This window comes from Bordetella genomosp. 9 (assembly GCF_002261425.1).
Lineage (GTDB): Bacteria > Pseudomonadota > Gammaproteobacteria > Burkholderiales > Burkholderiaceae_B > Bordetella_C.
Genome location: NZ_NEVJ01000001.1, coordinates 828,357 through 843,685, shown reverse-complemented (window position 1 = coordinate 843,685; position 15,329 = coordinate 828,357). Strand labels below are relative to the sequence as shown.

The following is a 15,329-nucleotide window of genomic DNA, read 5'->3' as shown; positions in this document are numbered from 1 at the left end:
GCCGCGTCGCCCTCCTTCGTCAACCACCGCGCGGCACGCGCCGGGAGCAGCAGTGATGGATGTTTGCGTATTCGGCGCTGGCGCCATAGGCGGATTCATGGCGGCTCATCTGGCTGCCCATTCAGCGGCCAAGTCGGCGGCCGGCGACCAGACGAATGTATCGGTGATCGCCCGCGGTGCGCAACTGGCGGCGATCCGGCAGCATGGCCTGCGTGTGATTTCCAATGGCAGCGATGTCTTCGGACGCCCGGCGCAGGCGGTCGAACGGCCGGCGGACCTGCCGCCGCAGGACATCGTCTTCGTCACGCTGAAAGCCTATGCCCTGCCCGCCACGGCCGGGGCGATCGCGGCCCTGCTCAAGCCCGAAGGCCATGCCGTGTTCGTTACCAACGGCCTGACGTGGTGGTGGAAACACGGCCAGCCCCATCCGGGCCCCCTGCCCCTGCTGGACCCGGACGGCGCACTGTGGAACACGCTGACGCCGCAACGCGTGCTGGGCTGCGTGGTGTACGCACCCAATGAGGTCATCGAGCCGGGCGTGGTGCGCCACACCGGCCCGAACCGTTGGCTCGTGGGCGAGCCCGACAACTCGGATAGCACGCGCCTGCGCGCCACGGTGGACTTCATGACGCAGGCCGGCCTGGGCGGCGAAGCCTCGCTCGACCTGCGCCGCGAGGTCTGGGCCAAGCTGATGCTGAACGCGGCCCTGAACCCCTTGTGCGCCCTGACGCGCCTGCCCTCCAGCTACCTGTCCGTGGATCCCGAGCTGCTGGCCATCGGCGATGGCATCATCGAAGAACTGGTCGAGATCGCGGCGGCGCAAGGCAGCGATGTCGCCGACCAGGCCGAAAAGGCGCACACGGCGCTGCGCCGCCGCCCCAACGGCGGGAACGGCGCCAGCGCCCCGACAGGCGGCACGCGGCCATCCATGCTGCAGGACGCGCTGGCCGGCCGCCCCACCGAAGTGGAAGCCATCCTGGGGCAACTGCAGGCCTTCGCCCGCGAAGCCGGCATCCGCTGCCCGCGCATCGATGGCATCCTGCCGCTGATGCGTGGGCTGGACCGCTCGCTGCGTATGCCCGACGCGTGACGTCGGCGTCGTCGACGGCCATCATGCGCATGGCGGCTGGGACGGCCGGGACGACCGGGACGGACTAGCGCCTCGCTGGCGCAAAATCCACCGTGGGCCGCTCGAAGGCGCCGTCGATATGCGCCAGCAGCGCGCGCGCATCCGCCTCCGCCAGCCCGCCATAGGCGCAGTTCGCCTGGAACTTGCGCGTCAGGTCCTCATCGCTGAGCGGATGTTCCGCGCCGCCCTTGAAGTAGCCCTGCCGGAACTCGTGCACCTTGCCGTCCGTGAGCTTGACGCGCACGTGCCCGGTGAACTGCCTGGGATAGGGATTCTGCGGATCCACCACATAGGACACCTTGGACGCCACGCCCAGGATGGCGGCGTCCTTGACGATCACGTCGTCGTATTCGCGCAGCCCCGCGTCGCCCCGCACGATCGCCACCGCGATCGCATAGGGCACGCTGAACTTGGCGGCGTAGCCGTTCGGCGGCGAGCGCTTCTGGTCCAGCGGTTCCCACAGGCGGTGCAGCACGCCTTCGGCGGCTTCGCATTCGATGCTGGCGATGGACGCGGGATCGACGCCCAGCTTGCCGAATTCACGCGCGCAATCGATGTAGGGATGGCACATGGTGCCGCAGGCGTAAGGCTTGAACGCGATGGTTTCCCAGATCCACTTCCGGCCGAAATCCGCCATCATCGCGTCGAAGTCGCCGTCCAGCGTATTGGCGAAGCCGTGGAACAAGCCATGCGTGCCCTCGAAAACGGTGCGCGGGCCCTTGAAGCCTTCCAGCGCCAGCCGCACCGCCCGATAGCCCGATTGCGCCGCCCAGCCGGGATGCATGCGCTTGGTCCACGATCCATCGGACAGGTATTCGATGATCCCCGACGCCATGCTGCCCGCGATGCCGAAGGCATCGACCAGCTGCTGTTCCGTCAGCCGCAAGGCCGCGCCGATGCCGGCCACCGCGCCCATCACGCCGAACACCGCCGTCGGGTGAAAACCCGCCTTGTGCACCTTGGTCGGCGCCACCGCGCACAGGCGGCACATCAGTTCCGATCCCACCGCCAGGCCGCGCAGGAAGTCCTGCCCGGAAAGCCCGTGGCGTTCGGCGGCCGCCAGCAAGGCCGGCACGATCACCACGCCGGCATGCACGGGCCCGCCCTCGAAGGTATCGTCGAAATCCTCGCCATGCGCGGCGATGCCGTTGACGAAGGCCGCGCCTTCCGCGCCCATGCGGCGCCCGTGGCCCAGTACCGTGCAGGGTCCGTCGCCGTCGATCGCGGCCATGGCGGCCTCGACATAGTTCTGGTCGCGCGCGGCGATGCAGATGCCGACGATATCCAGCAACATGCGCCGGCCGACCTCACGCGCGCCGGCGGTCTTCTGCGGCTCCGCCGCCAGGATGCCACGCGCCAGGCGTTGCGATATCGAGACTTCGGGGTTCCTGCTTTCCTTGGACATGGTCTTTCCTGTGTCAATCGATGCTGATCTTGCTGTCGTGCGCCACCTGGGTCCAGGTGCGCACTTCCCTGGCGATGTAATCGCCGAACTGCGGCGGCGTCATGGGCATGGGTTCGATACCGATCTGCTCCAGTTTTCGCTGAAAATCCGGCGATTTCAGGATGTCGTTGATCGTCGTGTTGAGCTTGTCGGTGATGGCCTGCGGCATCTTGGCCGGTCCGACCACGCCATACCACGTCAGCGCCTGCATGGACGGATACCCCAGTTCCTGGAACGTCGGGACGTCGGGCAGCACGGCCTGGCGCTTTTCACCCGTCACCGCCAGCGGCGTGACGCGGCCCGACTTCACCGCGGGCAGTCCCGCCGCGACGCCGGGGAACACCGTCTGCACGCGGCCGCCGATGACATCGGTCAGCGCCTCGCTCATGCTTTTGTACGGCACCGACAGGTCATTGAAGCCCGCCACGTGCTTGAACTGCTCCATGGCAAGGTGGTTCAAGGTGCCGTTGCCCGACGTACCGTAGCTGAGCTTGTCCGGATTCTGTTTGGCGTAGGCCACGAAGTCCTTCAAGGTCTTCACGTCCAGGTGCTGGCCGACCAGCAGCATGTTGGCGGTGCCGCCTATCATGGCGATGGGCGTGAAGCTTTTCACCGCGTCATAGGGCGTCTTGCGCACCGCCGGATTGGTGCCATGGGTGGCGACGTAGGCGATCATCAACGTATAGCCGTCCGGCTTCGCGCGCGCCGTATCCGACGCGCCGATGATGCCGCCCGCGCCACCCTGGTTCTCGATATAGAAGGACTGGCCCAGCCGTTGGGACAGCTGTTCCATCAGCAGGCGCCCCACCACGTCCACCCCGCCGCCCGCGCCTTGCGGCGCGATCACGCGGACCTTGTGATCAGGGTAGCCGGTTTGGGCGTGAGCGGCCTGCATGCCCGGGCCCAGCGCCATGGCGATCCCCACGGCCAGGCCGGCCGCGCGCGCTGCGATGCGCGAGGTTGTGCTTGTCGGTTTCATTCGGTCTCCAGGGAAATTCTTGTTTTGTCCGGGCAGCGTTCGCACCACGCCATCAGGTACCCGGTACGGGTGTGCATTCAGCCTCAGCCACCCAGATACGCCCCGCCATTCGCATGCATCGTCTGCCCCGTCAGGTACCGGGTTTTCGGTCCGCACAGGAACGCCACCAGGTCGGCCACCTCCTGCGACGTACCGCGACGTCCCAGCAAGGTCGTGTGCCTGGCGTGGTGCGCCGGCGTCCCCTGCGCGGAGTGCCCTCGCGCCGTATCGATCAGTCCCGGCACCACGCAATTCACCGTCACGCCGTCGCCGCTCATGTCATGCGCGAGCGCGCGCGTCAGGCCGACCAGGCCCATCTTCGCGGCGATGACGTGGGCGCGCCCGCTCGATCCGCCATGCGCGGACATGCCGCCGATGTTGACGATGGCACCCGCCGGAGACCGCCGTATGTACGGCGCGGCGGCATGCGCGCAAAGATACGCGCCGTCCAGGATCACGCCCGTCACCTCGCGCCATTGCCGCCAGTCGAGCTCGTCGAACGGCGATTCGCGGCGAATCGCGGCGTTGTTGACCAGGATGTCGATCCGTCCGAAGCAGTCGACGGCGACATCGATCAGGCCCTGCGCACCGTCCGGATTGGAGATATCCGCCAGATGCACCAGGGCTTGCGCGCCCGCTTGCCGGATCAGCGACGCGGTCTCTTCGACTTCGGCGGCGGACCGTTGCGCGTTAACCACCACGTCCGCGCCCTGCCTGGCCAGCTCGACCGCGATCGCGCGGCCGATATTGCGGGCCGCGCCCGTCACGATCGCCACCTGTCCCGCCAAGGGGCGGTCCACTGCTTCACTCATGCGCTGTGCTCCTGAATTCCATCACTGGCGCGCCCGGCCTGGGGGCCTTGGGTTTGGCCGCCGGCACCTGCAGTACCTTGTCCGGCCGCATCCAGAAAGACATCACGATGCCGACCACCAGGATGGCGATCGACACCACGAAAGGCGATGTATAGCTACCCGTAACGTCGACGATGTAGCCGAAGGTGATGGGCGAAATCACCGCCGCGAGCCCCGCGGCCGTGCTCACGAAACCGGTCGCCACGCCCGCGTAGGCGGGCGCCACGTCCATCGGTGTCGCGAACACCGGTCCCGCGCTCAACTCCAGGAAGAACAGCGCGGCCGCCAGGCACAGCGCGACGATGGTTTCGTCGTGCACGAACAGCACGCCCGACATGAACAGGATGGAGCCACCGAAACCGAGGATCACCACGTTGCGCCGCGAGGCGTTCAGCTTGCCCGTGCGCGTGTAGAGGCTGTCCGTCAGCATGCCGCCGGCGGTGTTGCCGATCACCGCCGCCAGGAACACCGCCCCGGTATAGAACGCGGAATGCTCCAGATTGATGTGGAAGTGCGAGACGAAGAAGCTGGGCAGCCAGCTCAGGTACATCCACAGCGCCCATGCGTGCGCGAAGAACACGATGGTGACCGGCAGTATGCGTCGCAGCAGCGCCAGCCAGGGCACGGCTTGCCGCGTGCCGTCCTGCCCGCGCGCCGCGTCGCTATAAGCCGGCAGCGCCGCCAGTTCTTCCTGGGTGATCGCGCGATGGTCGCGCGGGTCGTCGCGGAAATAGCCGTACCACAGCGCGACCCAGATCAGGCTGACCACGCCCATCACCATGAACGATCCGCGCCAGCCGACGAAGGGAATCATGAAGACCACGAGCGGCGGCGTCAGCGCCGCCGCCGCGCGCGATGCGGAATGCGTGAAGCCCTGCGCGAAGCCGCGCCGGCTGGTGGGCACCCAGTTGCTCATCGCCCGCGTGGCGACGGGGATTGTGCCGCCCTCGCCCGTTCCGACGAGCAGGCGCGCGACGATCAAGCCGCCGAGTCCCGTCGCGAAGCCGGTCACCAGCGTACCCAGTGCCCAGACCAGCCCCGACACCGCCAGCATGCGGCGCGGTCCCAGTCGATCGCCCAGATAGCCGCAGATGATCTGGAAGATGGCATAGCAATAGCCGAACGCCGCCAGCGCGACGCCCAGCCTGGTATTGCTCAGCCCGAACTCCTGCTTGATCAGCGGCGCCGCCACCGACAGGTTCACGCGGTCCACGTACTCGATGAAGTACATGGCGCACAGCAGGATGAACACCTTGCCGGGCGTGCCACGGAATACTTTCGCCTTGATAGCGGCCATTTGTCTCGACTCCACGGATGTCCGGTACTTGCCAAACACCTCGGGTTGATTGCATCCTACAGATTGTCGACGATTCGACAATCTGCGGGATACAGTACTTTTGTTATGCTTACCGGCCGCTGAAGTTGGTGCGTGATATTGGCGCAGGTGTCCGCGCAGCTCCCGGCGCCCGCGCAGTCGTCTGTCATCTCAAGGTTGCACCTTCCATGTCCTCCACCGCCGCGTCGCCGTTCGACCTGTTGCGCTCCATGACCCTGTCCGGCCTGGTGCAGGAAGAACTCCTGCGCGGCATCAAGTCGGGCGAACTGACGGTGGGATCGCGGCTGAACGAAAGCGAACTCTCGCAACGCCTGGGCGTCAGCCGCAGCCCCTTGCGTGAGGCCTTTCGCGCGCTGGAAGAAGCCGGACTGGTCCGCCTGGAGAAAAACCGCGGCGTCTTCATCCGCGACCTGTCCGACGAAGAAGCCGCCGAGCTGTACGACGTCCGCGCCGGCATGGACGAAATGGTCGGCCGCCGCCTGGCGCCCAGGATCACCGACGCACAACTGGCGGAACTGGGCGCCATGCTGACCGAACTGGAAAGCACCTCGTCGCGCGATGGCGTGAACCGGTATTTCGAATTGAACCTGGCGTTCCACGACCGGCTGGTGGAAATGACGGGCAACGCCACCCTGCTCGGCCTGTACCGGCAGGTCGTGAACCGCATCCACCTGCTGCGCAGGCGTGGGTTCTCACTGGCGGGCAGCTCCTCGGCATCCCACGCGGAACACCGCGCCATCCTGGATGCGCTCGCCACCCGAGACCCCGACATCGCCGCCAAGGCCATGCGGCAGCACGTGGAAAGCGGCTTCCAACGCGCGGTGGCCGCGCATCATCTCGAAGAAAACGCCGCGACGACAGCTTAAGGGCCTTCCTCGCCTTACCGTGCTCATCCATGGAGCTTCTGAGGAGGGCGTCATAGCCCCGTGTTCGACCCGCCAGCGCGAGGGGTCACATAGTTCTGACATTCCAGGATTAATACCCGGACCGACTGCGTTTTCCCGATAGTTCTCATAAAACCGGAACAACTAGCCATATTGGGTGTATAGTGCCATTTATTCCTGGAATATCAGAACTATGGCACGAGCCCTTCCGAAACCTATTGAGGAACAAAGTCCAGTCGCTGCGGATCTTCAATCCCTAGGCCAGCTCATCCGAAATCGGCGAGCGCACTCGATGCTACGCATCGACGACGCCGCCGCACTTATCGGCGTCTCCAAGGACACCCTGTCGAGGCTGGAAAACGGCCGTCCCGTCGGTACCGACAAACTGATGGCGGTGGCTGAAGGTTTTGGCTTGACCTTGTTCGTCTTGGATAAGTCGTTGGCAAACGTAGCACTGCGCGCATTTGAGCAGGACGATGGCGAGAAGGACGCCATGTGATGGCCCGTCACGTGCTAGCCGTTCTCGCACCGCAAGGCCACGTTGGAAGCCTGGCTTTCGACTCTGCTGAAGATCGATATGAATTCGACTACGACCCAGACTGGCTGGCTAGTCCACGGCCTTTCCCGCTGTCACCGCACATTCCTCTAAAGGGACAACCCGCTGCATCTGGTGTGATTGCCCGGTTCTTGCAGAATTTACTGCCGGAAGGTCGCGCCCTGGACGTCGCTTCCGCCTTCCACCAGATATCCAAAAATAATATTTTCGGCTTGGTCAATCTACTGGGCAGAGAGCCCGTTGGGGCTTTGAGCTTCGTATCGGAAGAAGTGCAACCCTCGGAGGACGCTCGCCAAGCATCACGACGGCCGATCAGTGACGAAGAGTTGAGCAACCGCATCCGTGAGCGAGATCGAGTCCCTTTCCCTATCTGGGACGGCAGGGTGCGACTGTCGGTAGCGGGCTTCCAGGACAAGCTGCAAGTACTGCTTGACGGCGATCGGATCAACTTGGCCGAAGCTCCCTTGGCATCCACCCACATCCTCAAGCCAGAAGCGCACAATCCTGCCACGCCATTCATGGTGGCCAATGAGCACTTCTGCATGACACTCGCCTTTCGCATGGGGCTGCCGGCTGCACCTGTTCGGATCCGGCGCATTCCAGATCCCATTCTTCTCATCGAGCGGTTTGACCGGAAGGTAAAGCTAGCGGAAAACGGCCAACTCGTTGCCGCCGTACGCCGTCTGCATGTTATCGACGCCTGTCAGGCATTGGACTTGCCGGTCGCACTCAAGTACGAACGCAATATGGGCAGTACTGAACACGTCAAGCATATCCGGGATGGCGTGAGCTTTGAGAAGCTGTTCGCTTTAGCGAAAAGCTTCGCGAGTCCGGTGATTACTCGTTTGTTCTTCCTGCGCTGGGCGATTCTGCAGTTGCTGATAGGGAACAGCGACGCGCACGGCAAGAATCTTTCATTCTTCTTGAATGACGCCGGACTTTCGCCGGCAAAGCTCTACGATCTGGTCTGCGTTCATGCCTATGGCCAAGCAGTCGAACAGGAAATGGCCATGGGGTACGGCGACGAATTTCACTGTGAAGCCGTAACACCATACGACTTGGCTGATTTTGCGCACCGCACGGGCATGCAGGCGATGCTGGTGGCGCGCGAGCTCACTCGGATGGCGCGGCGAGCACAGGAATTGGCACCAGTCCTAGCCGAAAGCGAGGTTTACACGGATGCCGAACGAGTTATGGTGCGACGGATCGCGCAATTTGTGATCGGCCAAGCCGGACGTCTACTAAAAGTCGCGCCCCAGATCCCTAAGGTCGATCCAAACCTGTTGTGAAGCGTTTATCCCTGTTGGCTTCCGCTAGCAGCCGGCTTGGTCGCCGACCACAGGGTCCATCTGTCCTGTTCGACGATCCGCTCGCCCGCGGGCAGGCGTTCGTGGATGAAGGCGATCAGTTGTTCGAGTTCGTCGTCGCTCAATTCATGCAGGATGGATCGTCCGGTACGCGCGCGTAGATCGCTGGCCAGGGACTCGAAGTCGTCATAGGTTTTGCGTATCTCCCACCAGGTGCGCGATTCGGTGTTGACGAAGCCCGCTTCGTCCAATGCGACGCGAACGCGGGCGTCGGCGGGGCGCCGGCCGGATTCGAAGGCGGACAGGCGCGGGAAGCATTCGAAGAAGTAGCCGCGTATGTGCCGGGGCGAACCGGGAAGACTCACGTCATCGACCGTGCGATCCTGCACCAGCAGCATTCCGCCTGGCGCCAGCAGGCGCGCCGCTTCGCGGAAGGTATCCATGTACTCCCTCAGATGATGGATCAGCGCCCGCTGGAACACGACGTCGGCGCTAGCAGTCGGCAAACCCGTGGCGTCGGAAGCGCCCACCTTGAACGCCAGGTCGGCGCGATCCTGCGCCTGCTTCGACGCGGTATCGATCATCACTTCGGAGAAGTCGACACCTGTGACATGCGCGGCGCCCAGATTCGCCCAGGCCAGCGTATAGATCCCGCCGCCGCAGCCCACGTCCACCACACGTTTGCCCGTGGGCTGTAGCAGTCCCTCGATTGCCTGAGTCCAATCCGCATGCGCATCGCGGTTGGCATACGTGTCCTTCACTGCTTCCGAGTGGAAATCGATGCTCATTCTTTACTCCGGCTGAGGCCTTTGCGTCCTGGCTGATATACGCAACGAAGATTCTGGACGCTCTGGTGAGATATGTAAAATATATTGTTCGTACCAAATGAATATCTTCTACATCTGCAAGGCAGGCGATGGAACTGCGTCATCTTCGGTACTTCGTGGCAGCGGCGGAGGAGCAGCATATGACCCGCGCCGCGCAGCGCCTGGGCATACAGCAGCCGCCGCTGAGCCAGCAGATCCGCGACCTGGAACGCGAACTGGGCGTGCAGCTATTCGACCGCACGCCGCGCAGCATCAGGCTGAACGCCAGCGGACAGGTCTTCCTGAAAGACGCACGACGCCTGCTGGCCGAAGCCGAAGCCGCCGTCGCAAGAGTCCGCCAGGCATCCCGTGGCGAATCCGGCCGCATCGCCTTCGGCTACACCAGCTCTGCATCGCTGCATCCGCTCGTTCCGAAACTACTTCGTGCATTCAACGAAAAGCACCCTCAGGTCGACCTGGAGTTCCAGGAGAACGCCACCCGCGACCTCCTGGAAGCGGTAGCGAACGAATCCCTGGATGCCGCCTTCGTCCGCTCGACGACCGACCGCTACCCTGCCCTGCGTTCGGTGATCCTGGATAAGGAACCCATGGTCGTCGCCTTGCCCGTCGGCCACCGGCTGGCGAAACGGCGCAAGGCAATTTCGTTGGAAGAACTGGCTGACGAACCGTGGATCTTCTACCGCCGCGCGGACGGCCCCGGCATCCAGGATGAACTCATGCCGGCGTGCCGCAAGGCAGGCTACACGCCCCGCATCGTCGCCGACGTGCCGCGGCTGCTTTCCGCCGTCACGCTCGTTTCCGCGGGTAGAGGCATCACCATCGTTCCGCAGGCGATCGGCGCCGTGCATCAGGAGAGCGTCGCCTATCGCCAGTTGGCGCGGGCTTCCGCTTTCACGATTCCGCTGACCCTGGTTTATCGCCGAACCCTATCCGCGCCGGCCGAACGGCTGGCGGACATGGCGGCCAGGACCGCCAAGAACGCCGGGCGCCCCTGACCATGTCAGGCAGTCATCGTCAGGATGATCTTGCCCACGTTCTGAGCCGACTCCATCCTGCGATGCGCATCAGCCGCGCGTTCGAGCGGGTAGGTGCTGTCAACCACGGGCACCACCCCCGCGTCGCTTGAAAATCGGTCCAGCCAGTGCTCTCGAAAGCGCTGCACCATCGCGTGCTTGTCGACCCGCGGACGCGACTTCATGACCGTGCCTAGAATCTGCAGATGGCGGTACAGGATGTCCTCCATGGCGATATTGACCTGGCCGCCGCCGCCCAGAATGCCCACCTGAACCAGCCGCCCGCCGTTGGCCAGCGAGGCAATGTTGCGCGCAAAATAAGGCGCGCCTATGAAGTCGATCACGACATCCACGCCTTGCCCCGACGTCTGCTCGGCCACGACCTGCGAAAAATCCTGCGTGCGGTAATCGATCACGCAGTCCGCACCCAATCGCTTGACCTGCCCAAGCTTGCCGGCATCGGCCGTGGCGTACACGGTGGCGCCCGTGGCACGGGCAAGCTGCACCGCCGCGGACCCCACCCCGCCCGCCGCCGCGTGGATCAGCACGGAATCGCCGGCCTTCAGGCGCCCCAGGTGCAGCATGGCTTCGTGTGCGGTCACGAACACTTCGGGTATGGCGGCGGCGTGGACATAGTCCAGTCCCTTCGGGATCGGCAAGGCCATGCGCCAGTCCAATCTGGCCAATTCCGCATAGGCGCCACCGCCCACCACGCCCATCACGCGGTCGCCGGCCTTGAAGCCCCGTACGGCGCTACCGGCCCGCAGCACCTCGCCGGCTATCTCCAGGCCCATGATGGTCGAGTCGCCAAAGTTCGGACGGCCATAGCCGCCACGGCGATGGGTCAGGTCGGCGCGATTCACGCCGGCGGCGTGAACGCGGACGATGAGATCGTCGGGCCGCATTTCGGGCGGCTCAACCTCCGCGACCTGCAGTACGTCGGCATCTCCAAACTGATTGAAAACAATCGCTCTCATTGCCTATGCTCCGGTTTCAGGCTTGACTGATGAACTTGTGCGTGAGGTAGTACTCGATGCCTTCGACGCCGCCTTCCGAGCCATGCCCGCTTTCCTTCATTCCACCGAAGGGCAGCTCCGTGGCGACGATACGGTATTGGTTGATGCCGATCATTCCGGCCTCCAGGCCGTCGGCCACATCGATCGCCGTACGGGCATCGCGGGTGAATGCGTAGGCTGACAAGCCATAGGGCAGCCGGTTTGCTTCGCGCAAACCGTCCGCGAGTGCATCGAAGGCCATCAGCACCGCGATCGGGCCGAACGGCTCCTCGTGCATGATCTTCGCGTGCATCGGCACATCGGCCAGCACCGTCGGCTCGAAGAAATAACCTTCTCCGTCGATTGCCTTTCCCCCCGTCAATACCGTCGCGCCGCATGCCAGCGCATCGGCAATCAAGGCCTGCATCTTCTCCAACTGGCGCGGGTTGGCCAAGGGGCCGACTTGCGTCCCGGGTTCAAGGCCATTACCGACCTTCAAGGCGCGGGCGGCCTTGACGAAATGTTCGCGGAACTCGTCGTAGACGCCGCGCTGGACCAGAAACCGCGTGGACGAAATGCAGACCTGGCCGGTGCCGCGAAAGCGGTTGGCAGCGCCCTCGACCGCCGCGCGCTGGACGTCGGCATCGTTGAATACCAGCACCGGTCCGTGGCCGCCAAGCTCCAGGGTGATGGGTTTCACGCCTTCCGCGGCACGCGCCGACAACAAGCGGCCTATCGGCACGGAACCGGTAAACGTCACCTTGCGAATAACCGGTGACGCAATCAGGTGCCGGGAAACCTCGTCCGGAATGCCGAACGCCACTTGCAGTACGCCTTTGGGCAAGCCCGCGTCGTCCAGCGCGCGCGCCAGCGCCAGCGCGGTTGCCGGGCTTTCTTCGCCCGGCTTGATAATCACGCTGCACCCGGCCGCCAATGCGGCGGCCAGTTTGCGCGCAGGGGTAATCGCGGGAAAATTCCAGGGTGTGAACGCCGCCACCGGCCCGATTGCCTGCCGCTTGACCAATTGCTGCACACCCGGCCGGTTGCCCGGCACCACGCGGCCATCGATCCGTTTCGCTTCTTCGGCAAACCATTCGAAATAGTCGGCGGCGCGCTGCACTTCGTCGCGGCTTTCGGCCAGGGGCTTGCCTTCTTCGAGTGTCATCAGGGTAGCGATGTGCGGGGCGCGTTCGCGCATCAATTCCGCCGCGCGCTTCAGGACGCGAGCGCGCTCGTTGGGAAACGTCGTGCGCCAGGCCTTGAAGGCCGGCACCGTCGCCAGGAGCGCCCGGTCCAGGTCCGCCAACGTCGCCAGGGGCACGCGGCCCAGCTCCTGCCGCGTGGCGGGGTTGATCACACCAGCCGTGTCGCGTCCGTTCGCACCCATCCATTCGCCGTCAATAAACAGATAAAGGGGGTCATAATTGCCGTTCATCGCTGAAACCTCCGATAAGATCGATCGATACAGCGAAGTCTAGGCGCGAGGGGCGTGCGGATTTAGCCCCGCACGAAGGAATGACTTTCCCTCCCAGGGAAAAAGTCGCACGCACAACATGGACGCAGGATGGACAAGCTATACAACATGTCGGTTTTCGCGAAAGTGGTGGAGATGGGCAGTTTCACCGCCGTGGCCAACCATCTTTCCACCACGGTCGGCAACATTTCGCGCGCCGTCACGGTGCTGGAAGAAGGCCTGAATGCACGCCTGATTCAGCGCTCCACCCGCCGCCTGGTCGTGACCGATGTGGGGCATCGCTTCTATGACCGATGCATCGCGATCCTGGGCGACGTCGAGCAGGCCGAAGCAGAAGCCAGCCACGCAACGGCTACTCCAAGGGGCGTATTGCGTGTGCATGCGATCCCCGGCCTGGGCCGCACGCTTGTCACACGCGCCGCCCTGGCCTACAGAAAGGCCTACCCCGACGTCTCGGTCGACCTTTTTCTATCGCAGCGGATGCCGAACCTGCTCGAAGATCAGCTTGATGTCGGGATCGTGATCTCGCGCACCCTGCCGGACTCGGCCTATGTCAGCCAGAAGATAGGCGTCAGCCACTGCGTAATGGTCGCGTCGCCCGCGTATCTTGAACAGCATCCCCCTGTGCATAATCCCGAGGATCTGGCGCAGCATGCCTGCCTGTGGCTGACCACGGTGGACTATGCGCCGGACGAGTGGCACCTGGAAGGGGAACACGGCGCGTTTACCCATAGGCCGACGGGCGGACACCTGGGGTTGAACGACATGGATGCCATGGCCACGGCGCTACGCGACGGCGCCGGGATAGGCCTGCTCGCGGGATACTCCGCGATCGAAGACCTGCGCAGAGGTACGTTGGTGCGCGTATTGCCGGGGTATTACACGAACCAGCGCAACGTGTACGCGCTATATTCCTCGCGGCAATTCGTCGATGCGAAGATCAAGCTCTTTGTGGAGACACTGAGGCAGCATGTTGGCGAGCAACTTGAGCGCGATGCCTCTGAATTGGGCATCGCGACCAAAGAGACGGCTTGAATGTCCGGCATCGTCCTTGGCCTTGCCATCTCCGATGCCGGCTGACGCCCAACTCATCGGTTACCTCATGGAACCAGATAGAAATCCATCGGAATCAGCTCGACGGCCCATCCACCCTCCTCGCCCAGCGTGGCGGCAGGATGCATGGACGCGATGCGCAACGCCTCGTCCTGGCTATCCGCCTCGATGATGAACAGGCCTCCCACCACTTCCTTGGTCTCGGCATAGGGTCCATCGGTGATGCGCGTCTGGCCGCCGCTCGGACGCAGCGTCTTCCAGTTCTCGAGGTCGCCCAGCGACGCGGAAACCAGGACCTTGCCGGTGGCGCGCATCTTCTCATCCAAGGGCGGGCATTGGCTGACCAATGCCTTGACGTCTTCGGGGGCCATCGCGGCGAATTTTTCGGGGGTGAAGTAGGCCAGGCCGAGATATTTCATGGGAGATCCTTAGGGTGGTGATACACCAACGACGAACCTGGGGATGAGAAATCGACATGCGCGGCGAAAATCTTCAGCGGCGCGCCTGAAACAGCAACCGCGTTGTCACCCCGACACGCCGCTCAACACCAGCTCGACAAAATTCCGCAGCGCGGGCGACAGTTCGCTCGAACGATGCGCCATGCCCAGGCTGGCGACCAGGCCGGCGTCTTCCAGGAAGATGTAGTGCACGTCGTCCGATCGGGTACCGCGCATGCATGCCGGCACGATGGAAATGCCCAGGCCGCTGGCGACCAGGTTGATCGTCGACGAGACCTGCGGCGCGTGCTGTACCACCTTGGGACTGAACCCCCTGGCCTCGCAAGCGGAGACGATCATTTCCGGCACGCCGGACCGGTTGGAGCGCGGATAGAGCACGAACAGTTCCTCGCGCAGGTCTTCCAGGCGCACGGTCTGACGACCGTCCAACGGGTGGCCTTTGGGGACGACCGCCATCAAGGGTTCGGTCGAGAGCAAGGAAAACGTGATGCCGCTGTCGTCGCCTATCGGCAGCCGCACGAACGCGACGTCGATGCGGCCCTGGCGCAGGGCGTCCATGAGCGGCCCCGTGCGGCTTTCCTCCAAGGAGATTTCGACGCGCGGGTAGAGGCTGCGATAGCGTTGTAGCGCGGTCGTGACCTCGGCCCGGAACGAGGCCGATTCCGTGAAGCCGACGCTGATTCTTCCCACCACGCCTTGCGCGCTGAGCTGGCAGCGCAGGGCGGCGCGGTTGACGTGCTCCAGGATCGCCCGCGCTTCTTCCAGATAAACCTGGCCGGGCAGCGTCAGGCTGACCCGCCCGGGCTGGCGATTGAACAGCTGCACGCCCAGTTCGCTTTCCAGCGCCTTGATCTGGGCCGTCAGCGGCGGCTGGGCGATACCGATGCGCTGCGCCGCCCGCGTGAAATGCAGTTCCTCGGCGACGGCGACGAAATACCGGAGGTGACGCAGCTCCATATCTTTTAAGTATCAGATGTGCCAACA

General features: G+C 64.1%; 15 protein-coding genes. 6 read left to right on the top strand and 9 right to left on the bottom strand.

Going from position 1 to position 15,329, the window contains the following annotated elements:
- Positions 1–55 precede the first annotated feature (55 nt).
- Positions 56–1,090, top strand: coding sequence for a ketopantoate reductase family protein (locus tag CAL26_RS03785; RefSeq protein ID WP_094845560.1), 1,035 nt, complete (start codon positions 56–58; stop codon positions 1,088–1,090).
- 64 nt (positions 1,091–1,154) lie between these two features.
- Here the strand turns inward: CAL26_RS03785 and CAL26_RS03780 are convergent, their stop codons facing one another.
- The 4 genes from CAL26_RS03780 to CAL26_RS03765 all read right to left on the bottom strand — a co-directional run bounded on the left by CAL26_RS03780 (position 1,155) and on the right by CAL26_RS03765 (position 5,739).
- Positions 1,155–2,534, bottom strand: a complete 1,380-nt coding sequence (locus CAL26_RS03780) for an MmgE/PrpD family protein (protein WP_094845559.1) — start codon at positions 2,532–2,534, stop codon at positions 1,155–1,157.
- 13 nt (positions 2,535–2,547) lie between these two features.
- Complete coding sequence (locus CAL26_RS03775; RefSeq protein ID WP_256987942.1) at positions 2,548–3,552, bottom strand: Bug family tripartite tricarboxylate transporter substrate binding protein; 1,005 nt, start codon at positions 3,550–3,552, stop codon at positions 2,548–2,550.
- An 83-nt stretch (positions 3,553–3,635) separates the two neighbouring features.
- On the bottom strand, positions 3,636–4,403 hold the full coding sequence (locus tag CAL26_RS03770) for an SDR family NAD(P)-dependent oxidoreductase (RefSeq protein ID WP_094845558.1): 768 nt from the start codon (positions 4,401–4,403) through the stop codon (positions 3,636–3,638).
- Positions 4,396–5,739, bottom strand: a complete 1,344-nt coding sequence (locus tag CAL26_RS03765) for an MFS transporter (protein ID WP_094845557.1) — start codon at positions 5,737–5,739, stop codon at positions 4,396–4,398. The genes CAL26_RS03770 and CAL26_RS03765 overlap by 8 nt, the downstream gene beginning before the upstream one ends.
- Before the next feature lie 206 nt (positions 5,740–5,945).
- Between CAL26_RS03765 and CAL26_RS03760 the strand changes: the two genes are divergently transcribed.
- From CAL26_RS03760 to CAL26_RS03750, 3 genes are all read left to right on the top strand, one after another.
- Complete coding sequence (locus CAL26_RS03760) at positions 5,946–6,644, top strand: GntR family transcriptional regulator (RefSeq protein WP_094845556.1); 699 nt, start codon at positions 5,946–5,948, stop codon at positions 6,642–6,644.
- Positions 6,645–6,855: 211 nt separating this feature from the next.
- The gene (locus tag CAL26_RS03755; RefSeq protein ID WP_094845555.1) at positions 6,856–7,161 is read left to right on the top strand and encodes a helix-turn-helix domain-containing protein; all 306 of its coding nucleotides are present in this window, start codon (positions 6,856–6,858) and stop codon (positions 7,159–7,161) included.
- The gene (locus CAL26_RS03750) at positions 7,161–8,507 is read left to right on the top strand and encodes a HipA domain-containing protein (RefSeq protein ID WP_094845554.1); all 1,347 of its coding nucleotides are present in this window, start codon (positions 7,161–7,163) and stop codon (positions 8,505–8,507) included. The genes CAL26_RS03755 and CAL26_RS03750 overlap by 1 nt, the downstream gene beginning before the upstream one ends.
- Before the next feature lie 5 nt (positions 8,508–8,512).
- On the opposite strand, the gene CAL26_RS03745 is transcribed toward CAL26_RS03750, so the two are convergent.
- Entirely contained in the window at positions 8,513–9,313 is an 801-nt protein-coding gene (locus CAL26_RS03745) for a class I SAM-dependent methyltransferase (protein WP_094845553.1), read from the bottom strand.
- Between the two features lie 128 nt (positions 9,314–9,441).
- Between CAL26_RS03745 and CAL26_RS03740 the strand changes: the two genes are divergently transcribed.
- Positions 9,442–10,347, top strand: a complete 906-nt coding sequence (locus CAL26_RS03740) for a LysR family transcriptional regulator (RefSeq protein ID WP_094845552.1) — start codon at positions 9,442–9,444, stop codon at positions 10,345–10,347.
- A 5-nt stretch (positions 10,348–10,352) separates the two neighbouring features.
- Here CAL26_RS03740 and CAL26_RS03735 read toward each other — a convergent pair whose 3' ends face one another.
- Both CAL26_RS03735 and CAL26_RS03730 read right to left on the bottom strand, forming a co-directional pair.
- Entirely contained in the window at positions 10,353–11,342 is a 990-nt protein-coding gene (locus tag CAL26_RS03735; protein WP_094845551.1) for an NAD(P)H-quinone oxidoreductase, read from the bottom strand.
- Between the two features lie 16 nt (positions 11,343–11,358).
- The gene (locus CAL26_RS03730) at positions 11,359–12,795 is read right to left on the bottom strand and encodes an NAD-dependent succinate-semialdehyde dehydrogenase (RefSeq protein WP_094845550.1); all 1,437 of its coding nucleotides are present in this window, start codon (positions 12,793–12,795) and stop codon (positions 11,359–11,361) included.
- A 129-nt stretch (positions 12,796–12,924) separates the two neighbouring features.
- Here CAL26_RS03730 and CAL26_RS03725 point away from each other — a divergent pair, with 129 nt between their 5' ends.
- Positions 12,925–13,869 carry a LysR family transcriptional regulator gene (locus CAL26_RS03725; RefSeq protein ID WP_094845549.1) on the top strand — a complete coding sequence of 315 codons (945 nt, stop codon included), beginning with the start codon at positions 12,925–12,927 and terminating at the stop codon, positions 13,867–13,869.
- 65 nt (positions 13,870–13,934) lie between these two features.
- Here the strand turns inward: CAL26_RS03725 and CAL26_RS03720 are convergent, their stop codons facing one another.
- Positions 13,935–14,306, bottom strand: a complete 372-nt coding sequence (locus CAL26_RS03720; RefSeq protein WP_094845548.1) for a YciI family protein — start codon at positions 14,304–14,306, stop codon at positions 13,935–13,937.
- Between the two features lie 105 nt (positions 14,307–14,411).
- A complete protein-coding gene (locus CAL26_RS03715) occupies positions 14,412–15,302 on the bottom strand; it encodes a LysR family transcriptional regulator (RefSeq protein WP_094845547.1) in 891 nt (296 codons plus the stop codon).
- Positions 15,303–15,329 lie beyond the last annotated feature (27 nt).